This window comes from Castellaniella sp., from assembly GCF_004321985.1.
Classification (GTDB): Bacteria; Pseudomonadota; Gammaproteobacteria; order Burkholderiales; family Burkholderiaceae_B; genus Castellaniella.
In genome coordinates this window covers 37176-62800 of sequence record NZ_SCQN01000045.1, presented here as the reverse complement: position 1 = coordinate 62800, position 25625 = coordinate 37176, and the positions used below count along the sequence as shown (strand labels likewise).

Sequence of the window (25625 nt, the reverse complement as noted above, 5' to 3'; positions counted from 1 at the left end):
TCGATCGGAGATATTCCGCCGGCGGAGGCTGAACAACGGTACTATCAGCAGCTCGCAGTCCAGGCCGCAGAGCCTGCTTTACTTTAACCAAACTGCCTCCGCGATTCCCGGTTCGATTCACTTGACAGGTGTGTCGTCACTTGTTAATCCTAACTGACTGATTGTCGTTCCTATGGGGGACACTCATGCGATGCCCACCTGTCTTCCACAGTGAGTCGCAGCGCCTGGCAGCACTGGCAGAGTACGAATTCGACGAGGGTGAAGAGCTCCCCAGCCTGAAGCCCGTTGTGTCGATGGCGACGAAAATCTTCAACGTTCCTGTGTCAGCCGTCAATCTCGTCGGGAATGATCACGTGTTCTTCGCTGCCAGCACCGGCATCAGTGGTGCCGACATGCGCAGGGATGTTTCGTTCTGTGCTCATGCCATTACACAGGAAGATGTCATGGTCGTGCCGGACGCGTTGCGTGATGAGCGCTTTCATGACAACCCATTGGTGCAGCGGGACTCGGGGATCAGGTTCTACGCCGGTGTACCGTTGGTCTCGCCCAAGGGGTGGCCTCTGGGTGCGCTGTGCGTCATAGATCACCAGCCGCGTGCAGGATTGTCGGATCCCGATAAAATCGCTTTACGCGAATTGGCCCGCATCGTCGCCGACAAGCTGGAATTGCGGCGCATGGACAGGGCATTGCACAGAGGAACGCCCCGATTCGATGCCTTGACGGAGCATTCCCCATCAGCAATCGTGTCGTTTGGCGTGGATTGCAAAATCGTCGCGTGGAACGCCGCCGCAACTCGAATGTTTGGCTATCAACGGGCCGAGCTGCTAGGGCAAAGCATCGAAATGCTCATGCCCGAACACCAGCGCGCGGCGTTCCGGTTGCGTATCGCCGGCGCGGTGGCACACAAGGACGAATCGTGCGAGACTCCCATCGAGTTTATCGGCCTGCGCAAGAATGGCTCTGAATTCCATGTCGAGTTGACTGCCTCCCTGTGGGAAGACCGCGGACAGATCCAGTTTGGCGCTGTCGCGCAGGACATCGGCGAGCGGCTGCGGCATCAGGAAGAGCTGACGCGGCTGGCGAATTTCGATACGCTCACCGGGTTGGCCAATCGGGGGCTCTACCTCCGATCCATTCACGACAGTGTCGTCGCCGGGCGGAAGAGCGCCGTTCTGGTTCTGGATCTGGATGGTTTCAAGGACATCAACGATACCTTGGGGTACTCCGTTGGAGACCATATTCTTTGTGAGATCGGTCGTCGATTGTGTGGCGTCGTCAGATCCGGCGACGTCGTTGCCCGCATCGGAGGTGATGAGTTTGCCCTCCATCTTCTGGATGTGGAGACGGTAGAAACCGCTCAAATGGTCGCCGATGCGGTGATCCGCGAGATCAAGCGCCCCATTGACGTTGACAGGCACGACCTGCACGTCGCTGTCAGTTGTGGGATCGCGTTGGCGCCGCAACATGCTGACGAGGCGGCTGAACTCGTCGGGAATGCCGATCTGGCGCTTTTCAATGCAAAAGCGAACATGAGAGGCCATGCCCTGGTCTTCAAGCCGAAGCTGCGGTCGGCGGCCAGTTCGCGCCGGCAGTATGGCAGCGAACTGTACCGCGCGGTGGACAATGGCGAGCTGCTGCTCTACTACCAGCCCCAGGTTCGCATCGGGGACGGTTCAGTGGTCGGAGCAGAGGCCTTGATTCGTTGGCAGCACCCCCAGCGCGGATTACTCACGCCCGGAGAATTCCTGTCTGTGTTGGAGGGTGGGCCTTTGGCGGTGACCGTGGGCAACTGGATCCTTGATGCAGCGTGCTCCCAGGCCATGCGCTGGCGAGATGCCGGCATGGGCGATTTCCGTATGGGGGTGAATCTCTTCGAAGCGCAGTTCCGGGCAGGGGATTTGCCGGAAAAGGTGATGGGAGCCCTTGCCCGGTATCGGCTGCCTCCGCAGGCTTTGGAATTGGAGATCACGGAAAACATTGCACTCGACAATGAGGAGGCCGTTCTTCCCCCTTTGCGGAAGTTGGGCGATAGTGGGGTCGGCATTGCCTTCGACGATTTTGGCACCGGATACGGGTCCCTCAGTTTGCTCAAACACTATCCGCTGACGCGCATCAAAATTGATCGCTCCTTCGTGCAGCAGATCGCGGAGTCACGGCAGGACGATGCGGTCGTTCGAGCCATTCTCGACATTGCGCGCAACTTTGATCTGGATGTCATCGCCGAAGGTGTGGAGACCCAGGCGCAACGAGATATCTTGCGTCAATACGGCTGCCTGGAGGCGCAGGGCTATCTCTTTGGAAGGCCCGAACCGGCGGATTCCTTCACCTCGATGTATGTTGGCTGAACTGAATGGGGCTATCTGTGGTGCCCGCCAGGACCACACCGTTTCGTCCCGCCTTCATCCCCATGACCCAAGTCGCGATGCACAGGCCCGCGAGCATCACCGCCACGGCGTTCCACGTGCCAGTGAATTCATACAGTATTCCCACCAGTACTGGCCCGATCGAAGCCACGGTATAGCCTACACCCTGAGCCATGCCCGACAGTGCTGTAGCGTCGCGCGATGAACGGCTGCGTAGCACCAGCAGCGACACTGCGATGCTGAAGGTTCCACCCATGCCCAGGCCCAACACGATGGCGCACGGCCAGATCCAGGACAGCGGCGCATAGAATATCGCCAGCGTGCCGATTGCAACCATCCAGATCATCAGCGTAATGGCGGCGCGCTGATCACGGCCGCGCATCGCCAACCAGGGTGCCGCCAGATTGGTGCCGAGTTGTGCAAGCAAAGCCACCGACATCACTGCGCCAGACTCGGCGGGGGGCAGGCCTCGGTTGATCAGGATCACCGGGAGCCAGCCGATCAGGCTCTGGCCGATGCAGGACTGCAGTCCCATGTAAAGGGTGACCTGCCACGCCAGTGGATCGCGAAACAGCCCTTTGGGCGGTGCGATGGTCTCTCCGGGTACGCTTCGCATTTCCAGGCTGGCCTGGGGTACTGCGCGCCACACCGCAGCCGCGCCCAGCGCGGGGAGCACCCAGAAGGCCAGTGCCCATTGCCATGAGCTGTTCGGCAGATGGGCCATCGGCACCACCAGGCCGGCGCCCAACGAGGCGCCCAGGCAAAAGGCCATGGTATAGAGGCTCATCACCAAGCTGATGCGCTGGGGGAAGGCGTTCTTGACGACGACGGGTACCAGCACCATGCCGACGCTGATGCCGGCGCTGGCAACAAGCAGGCCGGCGTGCATGCCAAAGATCCCCAGCACACTGCGCAGCCCCACGCCCAGGGCCACGACCACGAGCGAGCCCACGATCACGCGACGCATTGAAAACATGCGCAGCAGCCGGGGTGCGAACAGGCCGAAAAGACCGAAGTACATGGTGGGCAGGGCCACCATCAGCCCGGCCGCGCTGGGCGACAGACCCAGGCTGGCGCGTATGTCGCCGAGCACCGGCCCCATGGCGGTTAGCATCGCCCGCATGTTCAGCCCCGCCAGCAGCACCGCCACCAGCAGGAGACCAAAGCCGGTTTCGCGCGCAATTCTAGGCATTGCTGATGGTATTGGGCAGCCGGTTCATGTTTGCGACGCGCCAGCTCGTGACCGCCATCTGTGCCCTGACGTCGCTGAAGGTGCTGCTTGCGGAGTGGTCATAGGCACTTGCGTTCACTGTTTTGGCTCATTCCTTTCTTGCTACCACGCCTCGGGTCACGCAAGGATGGATGCCTTTTGCGATCAAGTTTCCGTAATTATATACGGAACATTTTGATACATTTGAGCTTTAATGCCACTTGTGGAGAAAACAAGGCTTTTATCCAGTTTTCGAAGGATTGTTTGTGCGGGTATGGCTTTGCATGTCGGTATGTCAACGCCTGACCACTGGGGTGCAGGGGGGGAGGGGCTGGACAAAACCCTAGGTTGACAAGCTGGATTACATCCAGTTTAATTAAATGAAAACGATTTCATTCAATCATGGTTGGGGATACGGAAAGGTATGGCACTGAGTGTATTCAGCCTTCGCAGTGACTGTACAGGTACGTCACGCCAGGGGTCAATTCTGACATGACTGAATATTTACCTGGTATGTGCTGTGGAAAATCCGATGGCTGGCAATGAAAGAGCTGGTGACAGCTCCTTATAGGGGTATGTTTCATTGCGCTTTTGATGTTGTCTGTGGATGGGATGAACAGGCAAGACCAAGATCAAATTGAGTTGTAGCGCAGTCGGAGTGGTTTGTTGAATTCAACAGTCCGGTTTCGCCGGAACTGCTTGGAGGTCACCCCGCAAATTCGATCGAAGTGGTTGGAGATCTGACTCCCGCGGGGTCATGGTGGTCACACAAATACAAGGTAGAGGAAACTATGAAATTGTGGCGAAATACTCTGATAGGTTGTTTGACAGCTATCATGTTTTTGTTGATGTCTTCGGTGTCCAATGCCCAGACCATCAACGATATTGTCAAGCGCGGTAAGGTCCTGATTGGCGTGAACAGTGGTGCTCCACCATTCAGTTTTGTGGACTCGAATGGCAAGGCAGAAGGTCTTGATGTAGATCTCGGGAATCTTTTTGGACATTATCTGGGAGTTCCGGTCGAAATCACCACGTACACGACTGCTGCGCGCATTCCGGCGCTACAGGCCAAGAAGGTCGATCTGCTGATCGCGACACTGACTGCGACCCCTGAGCGTGCCAAGGCAGTCATGTTCACCGGTTCGTACAACGTCTTCCCTATCGTGATCGCGGGGCACAAGGGCGCTACCTTTGGTTCCATAGCGGATTTGCATGGGAAAAAGGTGGGGGTTGCCGGAGGCACGCCTCAGGAAGCGGCGTTGATGCAGGCAGTGCCCAAGGATGCTGTGTTGTCACGGTTTGGTGATGACCTGACTGCAGCCCAGGCTCTCCTCACGGGTCAAGTTGATGCAGTCGCTATTCCTGAGACCATTTACAAGGAAATCGTGAAGTCGAAGCCAGATGCAGATATTGCCATCAAGCTGTCTTTGCATGATTTCTTCCAGTCCATTGCCGTCCGCACGGGTTCGTTTGAGTTGCTTCAATGGCTCAATACGACACTGGCATATGTGAAGGGGAATGGTGAGCTGGATAAGATCTCGATGAAGTGGACTGGTCACCCGATGTCGAAAAACATGCCTGTTTTCTGATCTGCCTGACGGGGTGACGCATCGTGTCGATGGTGCGTTGCCTCGCATTTTGGTCAATGATGCCTGTTTTCCATATGCCTATGGTCATTATGCGAACGATTTCATTCTGAGGTTGATCCTAACCAGTGTCGTCAGCACACCTGCTGTTTGTGTTCGGATAATTGAGTTCTGATACCCCCGGACTTTTGGGGCGTGTCGGCTGATATGGTTGAGGGGTTGGTGTTTTTCCGTTGATAGGGATCCACAAGGAGTTGAGAATGGCGTTGCCACTGGAAGGAATCCGTGTCCTCAGTTTTGCCCAGCTCGGGCAAGGGCCCGCTGCTACGCAGATGCTTGGTGACTATGGTGCCGAGGTCATCAAGGTTGAGCGGCCTGGTGTCGGTGCCTGGGAACGCGGAACGTCTGGCGCGGGGTGTTTTCGGGATGGCGAGAATTTCTTTTTCCTCTCGCTCAATCGCAATAAAAAGAGCTTTACCCTGAATCTCAAGGACAAGCGCGCCATCGAGATCATTGATCAGTTGATCCCGACCGTCGATATCGTCGTCGAGAACTATCGGCCAGGCGTGATGGATCGCCTCGATCTGGGCTACGATCGCCTCTCCGGGCTGAACCCTCGCCTCGTCTATGCGCGCTCGACTGGGTATGGTAGCGAAGGCCCGTATCGGGACCTTCCTGGTCAGGATCTATTGGTTCAAGGCGTCTCTGGGCTGGCGGCGATGGGTGGCAAGGATGGTGAATTACCGGTGCCGGCCAGTATCCCCATTCTCGATATGCATGCGGCAGCCCTGTTGGCACTTGGCGTATGTATGGCGCTGATTCAACGTGGGAGCACCGGTCGCGGTCAGCTCATCGAAACCAGTCTGCTGGAAGCCGCCGTTCACCTGCAGGCGGAGCCGCTGTTCTACTTCGTCAACGGATGGGACATCACCAAGCGAAGCAAGTCGGGCCTTGCCTCGCCCTACCATCCAGCTCCCTACGGAGTTTATCAGTCGAGCGATGGCAGTTTTGTACTTTCAGTGGTTCCTTTGCAGACGCTCGCGACGGTTTTTGCGATACCGGAGTTGAGCAAGATTGACCAGAGCGAGGCGACGCAACGGCGTGATGAGATCAAGCGGCTCCTTGACCAGGTGACACCGACGAAGTCGACGGCGCAGTGGCTGGATGTCTGCAAAAAGTACGACGTGTGGTGTGCTCCAGTCCTGACTTATCACTCTCTGGTCGAGGACCCGCAGTTCCGGTATCTCGATTTTCTGCACACTGTCCTTCATCCCAAGGTCGGTGAGGTCCATATGATCCGCTCTCCGCTTCGATTGTCGGGTTCCCCCCTTTCTGCGCTTCCGAATAACGCGCCTCCGACGCTTGGGCAAAATACTGACGAATTGCTCATGGAGATCGGGCTTGATGCGGCCGATATCCGCTTGCTCCGACATGAAGGTGTGGTTTGACAACGGTATCGGGGATGATGATTGGCCCGACTCAGACCACTATTTACTCACGTGCCTCGCCGGTGCGGACGAACCTGCGCGTCCGTCATTGGCACTGCAGAGGCCAAAACGCGGGGCACTACTGAAGGAGAGAAAGATTGAATGGCGATAACATTCGAATGGCCGTCAACGGGCCCGTCGCAACGATCACGATCGACAACCCCCCACTGAATATTCTGACCGCCAACATGCGCCGCATGCTGCTTGAATTCACGCGGGACCTCAGCCAGCGGGGTGACGTTCTGGCGGTTGTGATTGAAGGATCCGGCGAAAGAGCCTTTTGCGCAGGCTCCGATATCAAGGAGTTCCCCAAGGATGCCATGACTGGCTGCGGAAAGGTCCGTGTGGAGCAGCACGTACTCGATCGCCTCATGAACCTTCCTCAGATTACCGTCGCCAAGCTCCGTGGGCACGTCTTGGGCGGGGGGGCGGCGGTCATGCTTGCGTGTGATCTGCGCGTCGCGGCACAAGGCGTCCGCATTGGCTTTCCGGAGATCAAGGTTGGCGTTTTCCCGGCGGGTGGCGGAACCCATTTCGTGGCCCGGCAGATTCCGATGATCAAGGCAAAGGAGTTGGTGCTGCTGGGTGAGCCTGTAGGCGGCGAAGAGGCCCTTGCGGCGGGGCTGATCAACCGGCTGGTCCCGCCCGGGGAACTCGATTCAACGGTTGCCCGATTCACGGATCGTCTGAGCAAACTGCCGGGGAATGCACTCACTGCCGCCAAGCGTGCGCTCAATACTGCGTATACCGGCAGCTACGAGCAGGGGCAGACTGTCGAAATCGAGGAGTTCACCAACCTTTTTGGGCATGCGAACATGGCTGAGGGGGCTGCCGCGTTTTTCGAAAAACGCCCCCCAAGGTTCAACAGGTAAACGAGTTGTTATCAGTCCCGCGGCACCCCCGCTGACCGGTGCCGCGCCACCTTGGCCTCGGCGGCGGATTTCAGCAGCAGCACGTCCAGGCCGGTGGCGATGAAGTCGAACCCGGCCTGCGCGTAGCGGTCGGCATCCGCGTCCACGGGGGCCAGGATGCCCGCCGCTTTGCCCGCCGCGTGGACTGCTTTCAGGACCTGAGCGATCGCGGTCTGCACTACCGTGTGGTTCGCGTCTCCGCGATGCCCCAGATTGTTGGACAGATCGTACGGGCCGATGAAGACGGCGTCGACGCCGTCCGTTGCGGCGATGGCCGCCGCGTTTTCAACCCCCGTGCGCGACTCGATCTGTGCGACCAGGCACAGCGATTCCTCGGCGTGGTCGGCATAGCCTACGATAGAGCCCCAGCGATCGGCACGGATGGCGCCTGCCGCCATCCCGCGCATGCCCCCCGGCGCGTATCGCATGGCGGCCACGATGGCGGCGGCCTGCTCCGGCGTATCCACCATGGGGACCATGAGGGTGCGGGCGCCGATGTCCAGCAGTTGCTTGATCAGCGCCGGATCCTGGTTTACGGATCGGACGATGGGCGCCGCGCGGTAAGGCTCCACGGCGCGCAGTTGGTCCAGGATGGACCGCACGGTGTTGGGGGCGTGCTCGCCGTCGATGACCAGCCAGTCGAACCCGGTGGTGGCGATGAGTTCTGCGCCATAGGCATCGCCCAGGCCCACCCAGCAACCAAAGGCAGGTGTCGTGGCGAGCATGGCTTTGAAGGAATTCCGGGGCAGTTCCATGAATGGGTCCGATGAGGGTTCGAGAGATCGACAAACTCTGATTCTACTTGCCGCTCGTACAATCGTAACTGTCATCCCGCATGGCGCCTTCTGGTGTTCGAATCGGCCAGGCAGGATTGGAATAAGAGAGGAGACCAAAAATGCCGCAGGCACACGTTCCAGCAAGCTCAACCGCAGCGACGCAGGCTGCTTCCGGACCTGATGCAGTGGCTGCGGCGGTCCGTCACGTCACGGTCATCGGGGCGGGCACCATCGGTGCCAGCTGGACGGCGCTGTTCCTGGCGCATGGCTTGCGGGTGACCGTCAGCGATCCGCTGCCGGACGCCGAGCCGGCGCTGCGTGCGCTGATCAGCCAGGCTTGGCCCACGCTGGTGGCGCTGGGTGTGGCGCCACTGCAGGTTCCCTGGTTGTCGCTGGATCTGCAGCCGGACCCTGCAGCCGCCGTCGCGGTGGCGGATTTCGTACAGGAAAACGCACCCGAGCGGGAGTCGCTGAAAATCGATCTGTTTGCCCGTATGGACGAGGCGGCGCGCCCAGACGTGATTCTGGCATCCAGCTCCTCGGGGCTGATCATGAGCCGCCTGCAAAGTCGTTGCCGCCGGCCCGATCGCTGTGTGATCGGTCACCCGTTCAACCCGCCGCACTTGATTCCGCTGGTGGAGGTCGTGGGCGGCCAGCAGACGTCCCCCGACACCATCGCCCGAGCCATGGCGTTCTACCGGCGTGTGGGCAAGCATCCGATCCGGATCAACAAGGAAGTGGTTGGCCACGTGGCCAACCGCCTGCAGGCGGCCGTCTGGCGCGAGGCCATCCATCTGGCGCTGGAAAATGTCGCCTCGGTCGAGGACATAGATGCGGCCATGTCACAGGGCCCGGGGCTGCGCTGGGCGGTATTCGGTCCGCACATGACTTTCCATTTGGGGGGAGGACAGGGCGGGATGGGCCATTTCCTGGATCACCTCAAGGGGCCCGTGCAGAGCTGGTGGGATGACCTGGGTGACGCGCGTCTGGATGAGACCACCCGGGCAGCGCTGCTGGCGGGCCTGGAACAGGAAAGTGCCGGTCGGTCGATCGACGATCTGGCAGCGGAGCGCGATGCTGCCATCATCCGGATCCTGGCGGTGCGGCAGACCCGGTGAGACGGTTCAGGGCCGTTGTGCCGAGGGTCCGGCTGAAGCCATGGGCCCGTCGCGGCGGCTGGTGATCAACACCGCGGGGGTCTGCACCTCTTCCGGAATGCAGAACAGCCGTCTGCGGGTTGCCGCCGGCCCTGCGCTGAAGACGGTATAGGGGATGGCCAGCACCCATCCGGTGATGATGGGGAGCCCCCAGAGGACGGCCGTGAGGCCGCCGAGCTGCCAGAACGCGGTGGCCAGAGCCAGCCCGGCCAGGGTGTGCGGCGCCAGGGCGCGTGCGGCAGTGTGCCAGGCGACTCCCAGACGGTCGCGGTTCTGGCCGCCCCAGTACACACTTTTGCCGAACAGCAGCCCGATCAGGAAGAGGGTGACCGACATTGCCACGATGGGGGCCATCAGCGTGGAGGCCACCAGTTCCACCAGCACCGACAGGCTGAAGACGCCCAGGCCGCCGTACCGGGTAGGACCTCCCCTGGACAGCCAGACGTCCATGGCACCAAAGAACTTGGGCGCAACGGACAGCACGAACACGCCGACGAACAGCGTCATCCCCAGCGTCAGGTCCTGGAAGCGGAAGTTGCCGATCATGGAACCGATGCAGGACACGGCGATCATCAGGATCCACGCGGCCTGGGCCAGGTACATGCCGATGGCGATGCACAATTGGATGCGGCTGACGGGCTTGAGATCCGGTGCGCCCAGAAAGCGGAAGTACTGCATGTTCCCCTGGGTCCAGCGCAGTTCGCGACGGATGAAGTCCAGCAGGGTGGGCGGGTTGATTTCGAAACTGTCCGATTCGACCGGGATGACGCGAACTTCGAAACCCGCCCGGCGGATGAAGACCGCCTCGAGCTGGTCGTGGCTCAGGACGGCTCCGCCGAAGGGCGGTGAGCCAGGCAGTTGCGGCAGGCGGCAGTGCTGGTGGAACGGGGCCAACCGCACCACGGCGTTGTGCCCCCAGTAGCTGCCACAGTCAGCGGTCCACCAGGCAGCGCCGGTCGTAAAGACCCGCATGCCATGGCGCATGCCGAACTGGAACACGCGGGTGAAGCGGCTGGAGCTGGGCATGCCGACGACCAGGCTTTGCAGAATGCCGATCTCCGGGTGCCGCTGCATGGCAGCCACCATCCGGATCAGCGTCCCGCCGGCGATGAGGCTGTCGGAATCCAGCGGCACGAAATAGTCGAACTCGAACCCGCGTACCTCCAGGAACTCGGCGATGTTGCCGGCCTTGTAGCCGGTGTTGTGTGGACGGTGCCGGTGGAGCGGCGGCGGTTCGTCCTCGGTGCGGTGGGCCAGGAAGCCAGAGAAGGCCGCGGTCTCTGCTTCCAGGATGTCAGGCTTGTCGCTGTCGCTCAGGACAGTGAAGCAGAAACGTCCGAGCTGGCCGGTGGCCAGCAGCGATGCCCGCATGCGTTCCAGACGCTCGAAAATGGGAGCGGGTGGTTCGTTGCGCAGCGTCAGGATCAGCACCACGCGGCAGTCCAGCAGCGGGGGTGGTGTGGGATCCAGGATCTCGGCCACGCCGGGCATGCTGTGGATCACATCCGGGCGTCGATGCAGCAGCCAGAGGCCGATGGCCGAGTTCCAGAAGCCCAGCACCACATAGGGGATGGTGAGCAGGAAGCACACCCCTATCAGCCATTCGGAAATGGTCATGCCCCCACCGATGATGAGCCCCAGCATCATGGCGGTGAATGACGCCAGCGTGACGGCATTCAGGGCCAGAAAAATACGTCGTCTTCGCCGGATGGCCTCATGCATGTTCAGTGTCCTGGTGGATGACTGACATGCTAGTCCTTCCGCATCGTGTCCGTGGCCAATGGCGCTTATCATGGTGGGGGTTCGCGTTCATGGGAGCGATGCGGGATGAAGCCGGTGATTGCACGGGCACTTTGGCTGGAGCCACCCCGGCATGCGTCGATTCGAGACGAGCTGTTGCCCGAGTGCGGCCCGCAGGACCTGAGGGTCCGAACCCATTATTCCGCCGTCAGCCGCGGGACGGAGACGCTGGTCTATCGTGGGGAGGTCCCGGAAACTGAATACGCCCGCATGCGGGCACCCTTCCAGGCGGGGACCCTGCCGAGTGCGGTCAAGTACGGTTATGCGAGCGTCGGCGTGGTCGAGGCGGGTCCTCCCGCATGGCTGGGCCGTACCGTTTTCTGTTTGTACCCACATCAGACGGCCTATGTCGTGCCGCAAACTGCCGTGGTGGCTGTGCCTGAGTCGGTAGAGCCTGGGCGGGCCGTGCTGGCCGCCAACATGGAGACGGCGGTCAACGCCTTGTGGGATGCGGCTCCCCGGGTGGGGGACAGGATCAGCATTGTGGGCGCTGGTGTGTTGGGTTGTCTGGTGGCGAGCCTGTGCTCACGGGTGCCAGGGGTGCGGGTGGAACTCGTGGACATCGACGCGGACCGCGCTCTGGTTGCGCGGGCGCTGGGGGTGGATTTTGCCGTCCCGCAGAATGCGGCGGCTGGCCGCGATCTGGTGTTCCACGCGAGCGCCAGCACGGCGGGCCTGAACACCGCGTTGTCGCTGGCGGGCCGGGAGGCCGAGATCATCGAGCTGAGCTGGTTCGGGGCGCGCCCCGCGACGGTGGCGCTGGGCGGGAGCTTTCACTCGCAGCGCCTGACGCTGCGGGCGAGCCAGGTCGGGACTGTGGCGCCTGCCCGGGCCGCGCGCTGGGATCATGCCAGGCGGCTCGCGCTGGCGGTTTCGCTGTGTGCCGATCCACGTCTGGATGTGCTGTTTGCGCCGGATATATCATTCGAGGCCTTGCCGGCTGCCTTTACCCGGCTGGCGGATCCGGTCGACCGGACCCTGTGCCAGCGGGTTTCTTATCTTCGGGAAGTGTGATGTACAGCTTGACGGTTCGCGACCAGATGATGATCGCACACAGTTTCACGGGAGCTGCCTTTGGCCCGGCCCAGAACCTGCACGGCGCGACCTATGTGGTCGATGTGACGTTCGGGCGGCCGGCACTGGACGCCGATGGCCTGGTGGTCGATATCGGCGCGGCCCGTTCGGTGCTGGGCGAAATTCTGGTTGAATTCAATTTGCGCAATCTCGATGATCTGCCGGATCTGGCAGGTCACAACACCACCACCGAGTTCATGGCACGCGTGGTGTTCGACCGGGTGCGCCAGGCGATCCGCAGCGGGCGCCTGGGGACGGGCGCCCAGGGTCTTGTCCGATTGTCGGTCGTGTTGCACGAGTCGCCGTTTGCCTGGGCAGCCTACGAAGCGGATCTGCAGTGAAGCGCTATTTCGTCGTGGCGGGTGATATCCGCCAGGTGACGGGCGGCTACCGCTACGATGCGCGGATGGTCGAGGCGCTGCGGCGATCGGGCCGACCCGTCGAAGTGATCGAGCTGGCCGGCACCTTTCCGGGTGCGAGTGGTGAATCGGCGGATGCGCTGGACAGTGCATTGGCCCGGTGCAAGGATGACGCGTGCGTCATCCTGGATGGCCTGGTGTCGGGTGGGTTGCCGCAGGTCCTGGTCAGGCACGCCGGGCGGTTGCGGCTGGTGGCCCTGATCCATCATCCGCTGGCGGACGAAGTCGGCCTGGATGCCGAGTTGGCGGCACGGTATCGCGAGACAGAGCGGCAGGCGCTTGCCGCGGTGGCGCGCGTCGTCGTGAGCAGTCCCTTCACTGCGCGCCGCCTGGCGGACGTCTATGGCGTCCTCGAATCCGCCATCGACGTCGTGGAGCCCGGCGTGGATCCTGTGGCGGGCCTGGAGTCCCTGGGCAGCCGGAAGCACGCGCCGCCGTCCATTCTTTGTGTAGCCACGCTGGTTCCCCGCAAGGGCCATGAGGTGCTGGTGCAGGCGCTGTCACAACTGCTGGATCTGGATTGGTCCTGTGACTGCGTCGGCGATGCGCAGCGGGATCCGGCGTGCACGCGAGCCGTGCTCGGAGAAATTGCCCGCCACGGGCTGGGAGACCGTGTGCGCCTACGGGGCATCCTGGCGCCTGAAGCGCTGGAGCATGCGTATGCCCATGCCCGGCTCTTCGTGCTGCCGTCCTGGTACGAGGGCTATGGCATGGTGGTGGCTGAGGCGCTGCAGCATGGCTTGCCGGTCGTCAGCACCACGGGTGGGGCGCTGGCGCAGACGCTGCCGCCGCAGACGGGGATCGCGGTGTTGCCCGGTGACGCCAGCGGATTGGCGGTCGCGATGCGGCGCGTGCTGACTGATCCGGTGCTGTGCGAATCTCTGTCGGCTGGGGCCAGGACTGCGGCGGCTTCTCTGCCGAACTGGGAGATGGCCGGCATGCGGTTCGTGGCGGCGTTGGATCGAGTCGGGCCTTGTGTGGGGGGAGAGGCCGCCTATTTTGCGAGTGCCTGGCTCGCGCTTCGAGAGCCGGTGGATCATCGCAGCCGCGCCCACGATCTGGCGGTCCTGCTGTCCGATCATTTGCAGCGACGTACGGACCTGGCGGCCGCGCCGCAGGCGGGCGGGTCACCCGGCATCTGCGAGGAAGCCGTCGGCACCCGGCCTTTGACGCCGACGCTGGTCGATCTGGGTGCGGGGGATGGTTCCAACATGCGCTATCTGTCGGATCGCCTGCCGCAACCGCTGCACTGGCGTCTGCTGGATCACGATGCCAGGCTGCTGTCGGCCGTCCGGGGCGGACGGGCTGGTGATGTCGTTGATTGCGAAGTGCGGGATCTCGCGGTTCTGTCGGCCTCCATGCTGGCGGGAGCCGATGTCGTGACCGCCTCCGCCTTGCTCGATCTGGTCTCGGCAGACTGGCTCAAGGCTTTGTGTGAGGTCTGTGCGTCGGCGCAGACGGCCGTTCTGATGGCACTGAGCATCGATGGCCGGGTGCGCTTTTCGGACGATGATCCCATGGATGCTTCGGTGGGCGCTTGGGTGGCGCAGGATCAGCAGCGGGATAAGGGCCTGGGGCCGGCGCTGGGCGCAATGGCGCCCGTTACCCTGGCCAAGGCTCTGGAGGCCATGGGCTATGACGTGTCGGTGCGCCCTAGCGACTGGCATCTGGATCGCGGCGATGCGGACCTGGGACGAGCGCTGATCGATGGCTGGCGGATCGCGGCTCAGCGCCGCAGCCCTTCAAGCGAAAAGGCAATAGCCGCCTGGGCGGCCCGCCGCATTGACGCGCTGGTGCGGGGGGAATTGTCCTTGACGGTGGGTCATGTGGACGTTCTGGGCCTGCCGGCTCGCGCCAGGATCAGATCATAGAGCTGGTCCTCGCCGATCGCGAAGCTGCGGCATTGGGGGCGTAAGGCGTCGTCCAGCGTGTCGATTTCCCTCAGGCTCAAGCCAGGTCTGCCCGATCCGATGATGAAGGGCGCGACCACGATGTGCAGCCGATCTACACACCCGGCTTCGATGAAGCGGGAGATCGTAGTGCCACCGCCTTCGATCAGCACGCGTGACATTCCCCGTGACGCCAGTCCAGCTAGCAGGCTGCCGGGGATATCTGCCGCATCCTGGGGCAATGCCAGGCGTCTTGCGCCTGGGGCGGCTGCGATACCCGCGCGGACAGCGTGCCAGGTCGGCGGTCCCCCGTCCGTGAAGACATGGCAATGGTGGGGGACGCGTCCGTTGGGATCCAGAACGACGCGCACGGGATTGTCGCCCGCGACATGGCGCACCGTCAGCTGTGGGTTATCCTGGATGGCAGTGTTGGCACCGATCACCACTGCATCGACCAGCGCCCGCAAGCGGTGGAGGTGAACCCGGCTGGCGTAGCCGGTGACGTATCGGGAGTGTCCGCTCACCGTTGCAGTGCGCCCGTCCAGACTCTGGCCGATTTGTGCGATCACCAGCGATGCACTGCTGCAGGCAAGCGGCAGCAGCATGTCCAGCAGCAGCGCGGCTTCGGGTGTCACGGCATGGTCGGCCGACCATCGCCCATCCGGCCGGATGTGAAGCCCCGCTTTGAGCACACCGGGTGCCTTGCAGCCGTGATGGCGGATGGCGCGGATGAGTTTCCAGGCGGACTCGGCGTCTATCGGTGTCATGGGCGTACAGGGGGATGGAAGGGCTTGTCGTGAATGTGTGTCAAGCCTCCATGGTATGACGCTTTGGCGAAGCCCGATACCCGAGGGCCGGCTTGGGGTCGGGCCCCGCGCGGGATTGGGCGCGTGATCACCGGCAGACTATAATTTTCGGCACGGCAGTCTTGTCAGTTCGGCGATGGGGCGGGGAACTCATGGACACGGATCAACAGGCACGACGATATCATCCGGCGCTGGTCACTTTGCATTGGCTGGTGGCGCTGCTGCTGTTTTTTGTCTTGCCGCTGGGCTTTCTGCAGAAGCTGGTGAAGGACAACGTCTACGACGTCGTGAACTTCTGGCATGTGAACCTGGGGTTCACGGTCTTTCTGCTCATGTTGCTGCGCCTGAGCGTGCGCCGGCGCACGCAGATTCCTGCCAGCGCCGCCGGGACGCCGGCGTGGGCCGCGCGCCTGGGAATCCTGAATCATCGGCTGTTCTATGTGGTGCTTCTGGTCGAGCCCATCCTGGGGTACCTGACGACCAATGCCCAGGGCTACCCGCTGGTTTGGTTCGACCTGATTCCGATCTGGAGCCCGTTTGGCAAGACCGATGCGGCCGATGCGATCCTGGCGATCCACTTTTACGTGGCGTGGGTCATCCTGGCGCTGATCGTGCTGCACGTATGCGGAGCCCTCTATCACCGGATCGTACGGCGTGACGACACGCTATCCAGAATGACTTAGCGTCCCGTCTGGTTGGTCAATCCGGGTTGCTATGAATTGGGCCGGTACCGGCGCCGAAACTCCGTCGGCGCGTTGCCGCTGTTGCGGGCAAAGAATCGTGTGAAATAGGCTGGATCGCTGAAGCCGAGCTGGTATGCGATTTCGGATGTGGTCTGCTGGGTGTAGATCAGTTCGCGCCGGGCCTCGATGAACAGACGGCGATGGATGATCTGCAGCGGCGAAAGTCCTATACCGTCCAGGCAGTGGCGGCGCAGGCTGCGTTCCGTGGTCGCCAGCCGCTCGGCGTAGTCGGCAACCGGCCAGTGGTCCCTGAAATGCGTCTCTACCAGATCGCGAAAGCGTTGGCAGATGGCATAGGATTCGGTGTCCTGCGTATCTTCGGTGGGCTGCACGCTGAGATGCCGCAGGCGGGCGACTTCGACGACCAGGACGCTGGTGAGGCCGGCCAATGCCGAGATGCGCCCGCCGCGATCGTGGATGTATTCGTCCACCAGTGTGCGAAACAGCAGCTTCAGGCGTGCCAGATCCTTGGCCGGAATTGCGCCGGAGATCGCATGGGCCGAACGCACGATGTCCATCGTGGACGGATCCCGTGAAATCCGCAGGATATCTTGCATGAAACTCTCGGCCAGCGTCAGAACCAGCCCGTCGGTGCCGGGAAGCCACTGGAAGCCATGCACGACGGTTCGGGGCACGTTGATCAGGACGGGCGCCTGCAGCGATAGCGTCCTCGTGTCGAGCTCGACCATTCCCTGGCCGTCTGCGACCCAGATGATCTGATGCAGATCGTGGTGGCGGTGCGGCCGAATGTTCCACTGATAGATGCGGTTGCTGGCCTCGATCGGTTCCAGGTGTAAGAAGTCCAAGGGCACGGTTTGGTCGAGCTGGCCGTACAGCGAATAAAGCGGAATGCGTTCGTGGCGGACGGCTGAGTTCATAGGGGCGGGCCTCTGTCCGGAAAGTACAGGTAATTGTCTCTTATTCTCATGTCAAGTTGTGTGGTTTCGGGCGATCCTGATGATCGATGCGTTGGATTTTCCGGCCAGTCCCCACACATGTCGAGTGGACATCGGGCGTGGCGGCCTGTTCGGAAGACCTCTGGCATCTTCGAAAAAGATTGATGTTGAGGAGACACTCATGTTTGTCAGAAATGTCTGGTACGTCGTTGGCTTCGAGAAAGACTTCGAGGCGCCGTTTGTCGCACGACGTATCTTGGGCGAACCCGTTCTCATGTACCGGTCGTTGGCGGGCCGCTATGTGGCCCTGAAGGACGAATGTCCCCACCGGCTGGTGCCGCTGTCGCTGGGCGAGCGGGTTGGCGATTGCATCCAGTGTGGCTACCACGGGATGTGCTTTTCCAGCGATGGCGCCTGCACGAGCATTCCCGGCCAAGACAAGATCCCCGAAGCGGCCCGCGTCGACACCTATCCGCTGGTGGAGCGCCATGGCATTATCTGGATCTGGATGGGGAATCGCGATCTCGCCGCTCCTGAATTGATCCCCGACCTACACTGGAATTCCAGCGATCGGTGGGCGGCTTCACGCGGCTATCACCACTTCGACTGCAATTACACGCTGATGAACGACAATCTCCTCGATCTCAGCCACGAGACCTACGTACACAAAAGCACCATCGGCACGCGCGAAGAGGAACCCATTGCGAACTTCACGCCCAAGGTCACGATGGGGGGTGATTGCGTGGTGCGGGCGCATCGGGAGATGCGCGGGATCGAGGCGCCACCCTTCTTTGCCACGATGATAGGACATGACTGCATCATCAACCGCTGGCAGTCGGCCATTCACCTCGTGCCGTCGATCAATCTGACGGTCCTTGGAATCCATCCGGTGGAAGAAGACCGTGCGACGGCACGGGTGGCGCATGTCTTGCATCTGCTGACGCCCGAGACCGAATCCAGCACACACTACTTCTGGGCGGTGGTCCGTAATTTCAGGATCGACGACGCCGATCTGACTGAAGAACTGCGAGTTGGCAACTCGCGTACGTTCGACGAAGACCGGGGTATCGTGGAAGCGCAGCAAAGGCGGATCATGGAAACCGGCCAGACCGTGCCCAGGGTTGCCACGGTGCAGGATCAGTCGCCGATCCGTGCACGCCGCATGCTGCAAAACCGCTTGAAGCAGGAGCATGATGATCCAGCCTACACCGTCTTGCCGCCACCGCTCGTGCCCGAACACTCCTTTGCTGTTCTGGAGGAGTTCATGGCGTAGCAGGGTGGCGGGATAGTCAGGTCGTTCAAATCAAAAATATCCGATCACAGGAGACAACATGAAGATGCGCTTGATCCACTCGATGATGGTGTCGCTGGCGATGATGGCCCTCTGTGCCGGCGCCCAGGCAAAAGACCTGAAAGTCGGCCTGGTACTGTCGGCGTCCGGTTTCTATGCAGATGCGGCTCGCCAGATCAGAAACGGCATCGATCTGTACCTGGCGCAGCACGGGGAGATGGTGGGGGGCCGCAAGGTCCGGCTGATCGTGAAGGACACGGGCGGGATCGCCCCCGCGGTGGCCAAGCGGGCGGCACAGGAACTGATCATCAAGGACAAGGTCGATTTGCTGGCCGGGTTTGCGTTGACCCCGAATGCGATCTCGGTAGCTCCGCTGGCCACCCAGGCCAAGATTCCGATGGTGATCATGAATGCGGCGACGGCGTCCATCACGGAGCGGTCCCCTTATATTCTGCGGACTTCGATGACGGTGCCTCAGGGCGCCTGGGCCATGGCCCAATGGGCTTACAAGAACGGAATCCGGAAGGTGTATACGCTGTCGGCGGACTATGGGCCGGGCCATGATGCCGAAGCGCAGTTTACGAAGACCTTCTCGGGGCTGGGGGGGCACATCGTGGGGAGCGTCCGTACGCCCGTGGAGAACGTGGACTACTCACCCTATCTGCAGCGGGTCATCGATGCGAAACCCGATGCCCTGTTCATGCTGATTCCGACGGGCAGTTCGCTGGTCGGCGCGGTAAAGGAAATCCGGAATCTGGGCCTGATGGAAAAGCACGGCATACGGGTGCTGGGAACGGGGGACTCGACCGGCGAGGGCCAATTGTCGGCGATGGGCGATTCGGCTGTGGGGCTGATCACTGCCTTCCACTATTCCCAGGCTCACGATTCCCCCGAAAACCATGCCTACGTTCGAGCCTATACCAAGGCCTTCCCGAAGGACCGGCCTGATTTCATGTCGGTGGGTGGCTACGACGGGATGCGGTTGATCGACATGGTCTTGAAGAAAACCGGGGGTGATGCCAGCGGCGATGCCTTCGTCGGCGCAGCAAAGGGCATGCGCTGGACCAGCCCGCGCGGCCCGGTACAGATCGACCCGGCTACACGTGACATCATCCAGAACGAATATATCCGCAAGACCGAGCGGGTCAACGGCGTGGTTCAGAACGTGGAGTTTGATGTGATGAAGGCCGTGAAGGATCCGGCCAAGGCCGGTTATTGACGCTGGCGGCGTGGGGCTCGCGTCGCTCGGCTGATGATGCGCGGGTCGCGGGCGCAGTGATCACCTCGGTGTGAGCCGCATCAAGGCGCCCTGAGCCTGGTCCCCGATGGTCCAGACGGCGCCGTCGGGGGCGACCGCGACGTTGCGGATGCGTTGCCCCAGCGTCCAGCGGTCGGCCTGACGTGCGGACCCGTCGTCCGCAAACACGACGCGTACCAGCCCCCTGGATTGCAGGCCGCCGATAAGGGCCGATCCGCGCCAGGCTGGGAACAGCGCCCCTGAGTAAAAGACCATCCCGGCGGGTGCGATGACTGGCGTCCAGTAGATCGACGGTTCCAGGAATTCTGGCCGGCTGGGTGGCCGCGCGATGGGTTTGCCGCTGTATTGGTCGCCGTAGGACACCAGAGGCCAACCGTAGTTGCCGTCGCGTTGGATGCGATTCAGCTCGTCGCCGCCTCGGGGGCCCATTTCGTGCTCCCAGAGCTGACCATCTGGCGCAAACGCCAGTCCGTAAGGGTTACGGTGGCCCGTGCTCCAGGTCAGGGCCCGGATGCCGCCCTGCCGGGCCTTTGGATTGTCCGCAGGGGTCGAGCCATCCAGGTTCATATGCAGGATCTTGCCCCGCGCCAGGTTCGGATCCTGTGCGGTGTCGGGCTCTTGGCGGTCTCCCACGCTCAGGAACAGGTGCTGGCCGTCCGGGGCAAAAGCGATGATGCCCCCGGGTTGCCCGCCCGTGCTGGGTGGCGTTTGGCGCCAGATCGTTGTCAGCTGCTGCAGGCGCGGGTGGGGATCGTCCGGGTTCAGGCGGGCGCGTGCCAGGACCAGCGATCCGCCTCCGCGCACCTCAGGCTGGACATATGTGAAATAGATCGCGGCATCGCGGGCGAAACCCGGTGCAATGGCCACATCCAGCAGGCCGTTCTGACCCTGGTAATAGACCTTAGGGATCCCATTGATCTCGGTCTTGTGGCCGTCCTGGGTGACGAGAAACATCCGTCCGGGCTTTTCCGTGACCAGCAGCCGCGCGTCCGGCAAGAAGGCAAGAGCCCAGGGATATTCGAAGGTCGCCACCCGCTGCGCCCTGAAGGGTAGCGGGTGGCTGGCCGGCAATGGGCCGGCGTTTTCGATGCAGGATGCAGGCTGTGAGATCGGTTGCCGTCCTGCGGCAGCCAGGCTGGGAGTTGCAAGAGACTGCCACAGAAGGACCATCAAGGCCGCCCGCAGGGCCGCCCTGAGGGTCTGGTGGTTCAGTCGTCCGGAAATTCCCATTTCTGAGCGCTCGCACCGGCGAGCTCCTGGACACGGGCCTCGTCTTGGCCGAACTCCGCCGCAACCCCCGTGTAGGTGATCGCGCCGCGTTCCAGCACATAGGCGCGGTCGGCGATCTCGATGGCCGCCCGGACGTTCTGTTCGATCAGCAGCACCGAAGTCCCTTCGTTGCGCGCCGCCACGATGACATTGAACACGTTCTGCACAATGATGGGAGCGAGGCCTTGGGAGGGTTCGTCCAGCATCAGGAGCTTGGGATTGAGCAGCAGCACGCGGGCGATGGACAGCATTTCCTGTTCGCCGCCGGAGAGTTCCTTGCCCTTGTGGAGCTTGCGTTCCGCCAGCCGCGGGAAAAGCTCGTATATCCTGGGGATGTTCCACGGCCCCGGACGATCGACCGGGACCTTGAGGTTTTCCTCGACGGTCAGGTTGGCGAAGACGCGGCGACCTTCGGGCACCAGACCCACGCCGAGGCGCGCGATCCGGAACGGCGCCAGATGCGTGGAGTCCGTACCGAAGATCTTCACACTCCCCGAGTGCGCTGGCGTCAGACCCATGATGCTTCGCAGCGTGGTGGATTTCCCCGCTCCGTTGCGGCCCAGCAGTGTGACGAGTTCTCCTTCGCCGACTTCCAGATCCACGCCTTTGAGAATATGGCTCTTGTCGTAATAGGTGTTCAGTTGGTGGATCTCAAGAGCCTTCACGCTTTTTCCCCAAGTAAGCGACCTGCACCTTTTCGCTGGCCGCGATTTCGTCGGGCGTGCCTCGTTCGAGCATCTCGCCCTCGGCCAGCACGGTAATGCGGTCGGCCAGATTGAAGATCACGCGCATGTCGTGCTCGACCAGGATGATGGTGAGCTTCTGTGTGCGGTGGAGCCTGCGGATCAGGACCGCGGTCTCGAATGTTTCTTGGTTGCCCATGCCGGCCGCCGGTTCGTCGAGCAGCAGCAGCTTGGGTTTGAGCGCCAGGGCCATCATGATTTCGGTCGAGCGCTGGTCCCCGTGGGATAGTTCTCCCACGTTGCGATCGGCATTGGCCGTCAGGCCCCCTGTTTCCAGCAGTTCGTCGACGCGAGCCTCGGTTTCCCGGGACTGTCGCGCCGAGTGGAACATCTTCAGGCGCAGCCCCTGAGTGACTTCCACGGCGATGCGCAGATTCTGGCGCACCGTGAGTTCCGGGAACACTTCCGTGATCTGGAACGTGCGCGCCATGCCTCTGGCCACACGGATCTGGGGTGGCATTTCGGTGACGTCGACGCCATCGAACACGATGTGCCCCTTGGTGGGACGATAGAAGCCGCTGATCATGTTGAAGAACGTGGTTTTACCCGCCCCGTTCGGACCGATGATCGCGTGCAGCTCACCTTCTTCGACGTTGAGCGAAACGTCTTTCACCGCAGCGAGTTGGCCAAAATGCTGCGAAACGTTGTGGACCTCGAGCAAACTCATGACGTTTTTCTCTGCATCAGCCCGACGATACCCCGCGGGATAAACAACACGACCAGGACGAAGATCATCCCGATGAAGAACATCCAGTTCCCCGTGATGCTGGACAGGTAATCCTGCAGCACCACGAAGATGGCAGCGCCCAGCAGCGGCCCCCAGAAGGAGCGCATGCCGCCGATCACCGCCATGAGCACGAAGTCGCCGGACTGCGTCCAGTGGAGATTGTGTGGGCTCACGAAGTTGTTCAGCATGCCGTACAGTGAGCCGGCCACGGCCACGAACAGGCATGAAATCGTGTATGCGATCCACAGATGGCGATTGACCGGAATGCTGAGGAACCGCGCCCGGCGCTCGTTCTCGCGCATGGCCAGGAGCGTATGGCCAAAGGGGGATTTCAGGATCACGGCCATGGCGAACGCGCAGACGGCGAAGACCACCAGGGCCAGGTAGTAGAACGTCTGGCTGGATGTGAGATCGATAGTTGTGAAGCCCAGGTGAATGGGCTGCCGCTGAAAGGTCAGGCCGTTGTCCCCGCCCGTCACTGAGTTCCAGCGGAAGGCGATGAAGTAGAACACCTGGCCGAAGGCGATGGTGGCCAGCGCAAAGTAGATCCCGCGCAGCTTCGCCAGCAGATAGCCGACGATCGCGCCGCCCGCGGTTCCGACCAGGACGCCCACGACGAACCCCAGCGGCGTGCTGGGCACCAGGAGTTTGATGAGCAGCCCTGTTCCGTAGGCGCTCAGCCCGAAGTAGGCGGCGTGGCCGAAGGCCATGACGCCGGAGTGCCCCACCAGGAGATTGGTGGCCATGGCAGCCAGGCCGATCACCAGTACTCGCGTACCCAGATCCGTGTAGCCGCCGACATGAGAGATCCAGAGCGGCATGGTGATGAGGATGAACCACACGACCGCGCCGGACATGGCTTTGTTGAGGATGGATTGGTTGTTCACAGCTTTGTCCCGCCTTCTTCACCAAACAGACCGTGCGGCCGGACCAACAGCACCAGCGCCATCATCACGTAGATGGTCGCCTCGGAAGCCGATGGAAAGAACACGGTGACGACGCCGGTTGCCACGCCGATCAGGATGCCGCCAAAGAGCGTTCCGATCAGGCTGCCCAGACCGCCTACGATCACCGCCACGAAGCTCGGCATGATGAGCCCGTCGCCGATGGTCGGCGTGAGGCCCAGCATGCCCGCCGCCAGCACCCCTGCGAGGCCGGCAAAGAAAATCCCGAGCCCGAAGTTCAGATTGCGGAGGATGCGCACATCGACCCCGAGGGCGGACACCATTTCCAGATCCAGCGTGCCTGCGCGGATGCGCATGCCCAGCCGGGTCTTCTTGAGGATGATGAACAGGACCGCGACGGTGACGGCCACCAGAACCACCATGAAGACGCGGTATCCAGTGAGGAAGAACAGCGTCTGGCTCAGGGACGATTGCAGTGCGGCAGGGACCTTCAGCGGCAGGCCCTGGGCGCCCCAGATGTAGCGGATGGAATCCTGGATCACGTAGGCCAGGCCGAAGGTGAGCAGCAGACTGTAAAGCGGGTCGCGGCTGTAGAGCGGCCGGATGAGCACCCGTTCGACGATGATGCCGACCAGGGCTGCGAAGAACGGCGAGATGATCAATGCGCCCCAGAATCCCAGGTAGGGCTCGAGCGTGTAGGCGAAGTAGGCGCCCAAGGCAAGAAACCCGCCGTGGGCGAAATTGATCACATTGGTGAGATTGATGATGAGGGACAGACCCAGTGCCATCAGGGCGTAGAAGGCACCTATGACCAGTCCGTTGAATACGTTGAAAAGGACCAACTGGGTCACACCAGTTCTCCGGAGGTAGCTATGCTCGGGTGAGCGGTCATCACGAAACGTGTCTCTGTGATGCGGGGCGGGCCGCCCGCGATGCTCTGCGGGCGGCCCGTTGAGGCGATGGCGGAGTCGTTCAGGACGGCCACGTCATCTTGCACTGGGTTTCCTCGACGGTTGGAGCAATGGTCTTGCTCTCGATGACTTCGTCGACCTTGAACAGATCATCGGCACCGGCATCGCCTTTTGCCTGTGCGTGACCCGCCCACAGTGTGCCGATCAGCAGGTGCTGCTCTGCACGGAATGTTGCCGGGTGCGGCTGCAGCGCGACTTCAGGCGGCAGTGTGAGCCCATTCAGCGCGCGTGCCATCTTGACCGGTTCCAGCGACTTGGCCGTATTGGCCGCCAGTGCGCAGGCGTGGATGGCTGTGTGGCCGAACCAGGTCCGTGCCGTCGGAACGCGGCCGGTCTTTTTCTTGATGGCGTCGGTGAATTCCTTCACGTGAGCCACGCCGGGCTGGTTCCAGTACCATTCGATCACCCAGTTGCCGATGCGGGATTCCGGCGCCAGGGCCTCCAGGGTTTCGAGTTCGATGTTGGCGCCCGCGATGTGGAAGCGCTTGTCCAGCCCGAACTGCACGGCTTGCTTGAGTACGTTGGTCTGGTCTTCACCGTTTTGCAGGATGACGACCACGTCCGGGCTGGCGGCCTGGGCCTTGATCAGGTAGGACGAGTATTCCGTGGTGCCCAGCGGGATCAGGTCCGTCCCGACATTGGTGGCGCCCAGCTTCTTCAGGTTGACGTTGTAGGCGTCGAGCAGCCCGTGGCCGAACGCGTAATCCGGCACCAGGAAGTAGAACTTCTTGCCGAAGCGCTTCACCAGCGAAGGAGCGATGGCGTTGACCAGCAACGTGGTGGACGGATCCACCTGGAAGACGTTCCAGTGGCATTCCTTGCCCGTGATGGGGTCTGCGTGCCCGCCCGGGTCCATCATGAAGACGCCCTTTTCGTAGGCGACTGCAGACATGGCCATGGTCAGCCCGGAATTGACGTTGCCGACCAGGAAGTCGACCTTGTCCTTGTCGATGAGCTTGCGCGCCTTTTGCACTGCCACGCCCGCGTCGCCGCTGGTGGAGTCTTCGACGATCAGCTTGGCGGGACGGCCGAGAATGCCGCCCTTTGCGTTGATCTCCTCGACGGCGAGTTCCATCCCGTGGAGCTCGTTGCGGCCGGTAATCGCATAGGTCCCGGTCAGGGGATTGTCCACCCCCAGTTTGACGGGTTGTTCACCAGTCGCCATGACGATACGGGGCGCCGCGATTGTCGCCACCCCCATCGTGGCGGCTACCTTGAGCGCCGTGCGGCGACTGATTGCCTTTGAACTGCCAAAATTGTCGTTCATCTAGAAATTCCTCCAAAGCGACAAGCTGGCGTGAGACACATCAGCCAGCACAACTTGATGGGTGAGTCAGGAAGAGT

The 25625-nt window shown here is 61.9% G+C and carries 22 protein-coding genes; 11 read left to right on the top strand and 11 right to left on the bottom strand.

Translation table 11 applies throughout. From position 1 onward, the window contains the following. Positions 1-185 precede the first annotated feature (185 nt). A complete protein-coding gene (locus EPN31_RS11055) occupies positions 186-2345 on the top strand; it encodes an EAL domain-containing protein (protein WP_291773124.1) in 2160 nt (719 codons plus the stop codon). Here the strand turns inward: EPN31_RS11055 and EPN31_RS11050 are convergent. Beyond that, positions 2323-3555, bottom strand: coding sequence for an MFS transporter (locus EPN31_RS11050; RefSeq protein WP_291773122.1), 1233 nt, complete (start codon positions 3553-3555; stop codon positions 2323-2325). The genes EPN31_RS11055 and EPN31_RS11050 overlap by 23 nt on opposite strands. An 854-nt stretch (positions 3556-4409) precedes the next feature. Between EPN31_RS11050 and EPN31_RS11045 the strand changes: the two genes are divergently transcribed. The 3 genes from EPN31_RS11045 (at position 4410) to EPN31_RS11035 (ending at position 7518) form a co-directional block, all read left to right on the top strand. Then, entirely contained in the window at positions 4410-5162 is a 753-nt protein-coding gene (locus EPN31_RS11045) for a transporter substrate-binding domain-containing protein (RefSeq protein ID WP_291773120.1), read from the top strand. A 257-nt stretch (positions 5163-5419) separates the two neighbouring features. After that, positions 5420-6607 carry a CaiB/BaiF CoA-transferase family protein gene (locus EPN31_RS11040; protein WP_291773118.1) on the top strand — a complete coding sequence of 396 codons (1188 nt, stop codon included), beginning with the start codon at positions 5420-5422 and terminating at the stop codon, positions 6605-6607. Between the two features lie 137 nt (positions 6608-6744). Continuing rightward, the gene (locus EPN31_RS11035; RefSeq protein WP_291773116.1) at positions 6745-7518 is read left to right on the top strand and encodes an enoyl-CoA hydratase-related protein; all 774 of its coding nucleotides are present in this window, start codon (positions 6745-6747) and stop codon (positions 7516-7518) included. A gap of 11 nt (positions 7519-7529) precedes the next feature. On the opposite strand, the gene EPN31_RS11030 is transcribed toward EPN31_RS11035, so the two are convergent. Beyond that, a complete protein-coding gene (locus EPN31_RS11030; protein WP_291773114.1) occupies positions 7530-8312 on the bottom strand; it encodes an HpcH/HpaI aldolase/citrate lyase family protein in 783 nt (260 codons plus the stop codon). Positions 8313-8452: 140 nt separating this feature from the next. On the opposite strand from EPN31_RS11030, the gene EPN31_RS11025 reads away from it, so the two are divergent. Continuing rightward, positions 8453-9451 carry a 3-hydroxyacyl-CoA dehydrogenase NAD-binding domain-containing protein gene (locus EPN31_RS11025; RefSeq protein ID WP_291773113.1) on the top strand — a complete coding sequence of 333 codons (999 nt, stop codon included), beginning with the start codon at positions 8453-8455 and terminating at the stop codon, positions 9449-9451. 6 nt (positions 9452-9457) lie between these two features. Here EPN31_RS11025 and mdoH read toward each other — a convergent pair whose 3' ends face one another. Beyond that, complete coding sequence (gene mdoH / locus EPN31_RS11020; RefSeq protein ID WP_291773112.1) at positions 9458-11212, bottom strand: glucans biosynthesis glucosyltransferase MdoH; 1755 nt, start codon at positions 11210-11212, stop codon at positions 9458-9460. A gap of 105 nt (positions 11213-11317) precedes the next feature. Here mdoH and EPN31_RS11015 point away from each other — a divergent pair, with 105 nt between their 5' ends. The 3 genes from EPN31_RS11015 to EPN31_RS11005 are packed head-to-tail and all read left to right on the top strand — an operon-like array spanning position 11318 to position 14654. Further along, positions 11318-12304, top strand: coding sequence for a zinc-binding alcohol dehydrogenase (locus EPN31_RS11015; protein WP_291773111.1), 987 nt, complete (start codon positions 11318-11320; stop codon positions 12302-12304). Further along, positions 12304-12705 (top strand): 6-carboxytetrahydropterin synthase, encoded by a 402-nt coding sequence (locus EPN31_RS11010; RefSeq protein ID WP_291773110.1) that lies wholly within the window; start codon positions 12304-12306, stop codon positions 12703-12705. Before EPN31_RS11015 ends, EPN31_RS11010 begins: the two co-directional genes overlap by 1 nt. Continuing rightward, positions 12702-14654: a glycosyltransferase family 4 protein gene (locus EPN31_RS11005; protein WP_291773108.1), complete on the top strand. Its 1953-nt coding sequence runs from the start codon at positions 12702-12704 to the stop codon at positions 14652-14654. The genes EPN31_RS11010 and EPN31_RS11005 overlap by 4 nt, the downstream gene beginning before the upstream one ends. On the opposite strand, the gene EPN31_RS11000 is transcribed toward EPN31_RS11005, so the two are convergent. Beyond that, a complete protein-coding gene (locus EPN31_RS11000) occupies positions 14606-15439 on the bottom strand; it encodes a RibD family protein (protein WP_291773105.1) in 834 nt (277 codons plus the stop codon). The genes EPN31_RS11005 and EPN31_RS11000 overlap by 49 nt on opposite strands. Before the next feature lie 191 nt (positions 15440-15630). On the opposite strand from EPN31_RS11000, the gene EPN31_RS10995 reads away from it, so the two are divergent. Next, positions 15631-16161 carry a cytochrome b/b6 domain-containing protein gene (locus tag EPN31_RS10995; protein WP_291773103.1) on the top strand — a complete coding sequence of 177 codons (531 nt, stop codon included), beginning with the start codon at positions 15631-15633 and terminating at the stop codon, positions 16159-16161. Positions 16162-16190: 29 nt separating this feature from the next. Here EPN31_RS10995 and EPN31_RS10990 read toward each other — a convergent pair whose 3' ends face one another. Continuing rightward, positions 16191-17099 carry a helix-turn-helix domain-containing protein gene (locus EPN31_RS10990; protein WP_291773101.1) on the bottom strand — a complete coding sequence of 303 codons (909 nt, stop codon included), beginning with the start codon at positions 17097-17099 and terminating at the stop codon, positions 16191-16193. Positions 17100-17298: 199 nt separating this feature from the next. On the opposite strand from EPN31_RS10990, the gene EPN31_RS10985 reads away from it, so the two are divergent. Next, positions 17299-18390: an aromatic ring-hydroxylating dioxygenase subunit alpha gene (locus EPN31_RS10985; protein WP_291773099.1), complete on the top strand. Its 1092-nt coding sequence runs from the start codon at positions 17299-17301 to the stop codon at positions 18388-18390. A 58-nt stretch (positions 18391-18448) separates the two neighbouring features. Continuing rightward, positions 18449-19627, top strand: a complete 1179-nt coding sequence (locus tag EPN31_RS10980; protein WP_291773097.1) for an ABC transporter substrate-binding protein — start codon at positions 18449-18451, stop codon at positions 19625-19627. Positions 19628-19687: 60 nt separating this feature from the next. Here EPN31_RS10980 and EPN31_RS10975 read toward each other — a convergent pair whose 3' ends face one another. The 6 genes from EPN31_RS10975 to EPN31_RS10950 all read right to left on the bottom strand — a co-directional run bounded on the left by EPN31_RS10975 (position 19688) and on the right by EPN31_RS10950 (position 25548). Beyond that, entirely contained in the window at positions 19688-20896 is a 1209-nt protein-coding gene (locus EPN31_RS10975) for a PQQ-dependent sugar dehydrogenase (protein ID WP_291773095.1), read from the bottom strand. Further along, on the bottom strand, positions 20875-21600 hold the full coding sequence (locus tag EPN31_RS10970; protein WP_291773093.1) for an ABC transporter ATP-binding protein: 726 nt from the start codon (positions 21598-21600) through the stop codon (positions 20875-20877). The genes EPN31_RS10975 and EPN31_RS10970 overlap by 22 nt, the downstream gene beginning before the upstream one ends. Then, positions 21587-22345: an ABC transporter ATP-binding protein gene (locus EPN31_RS10965; RefSeq protein WP_291773091.1), complete on the bottom strand. Its 759-nt coding sequence runs from the start codon at positions 22343-22345 to the stop codon at positions 21587-21589. Before EPN31_RS10965 ends, EPN31_RS10970 begins: the two co-directional genes overlap by 14 nt. Beyond that, positions 22342-23262 (bottom strand): branched-chain amino acid ABC transporter permease, encoded by a 921-nt coding sequence (locus EPN31_RS10960; RefSeq protein ID WP_291773128.1) that lies wholly within the window; start codon positions 23260-23262, stop codon positions 22342-22344. The genes EPN31_RS10965 and EPN31_RS10960 overlap by 4 nt, the downstream gene beginning before the upstream one ends. Positions 23263-23288: 26 nt before the next feature. Next, positions 23289-24161 (bottom strand): branched-chain amino acid ABC transporter permease, encoded by an 873-nt coding sequence (locus tag EPN31_RS10955; protein WP_291773089.1) that lies wholly within the window; start codon positions 24159-24161, stop codon positions 23289-23291. 121 nt (positions 24162-24282) lie between these two features. Beyond that, a complete protein-coding gene (locus EPN31_RS10950; RefSeq protein ID WP_291773087.1) occupies positions 24283-25548 on the bottom strand; it encodes an ABC transporter substrate-binding protein in 1266 nt (421 codons plus the stop codon). Between the last annotated feature and the right edge of the window lie 77 nt (positions 25549-25625).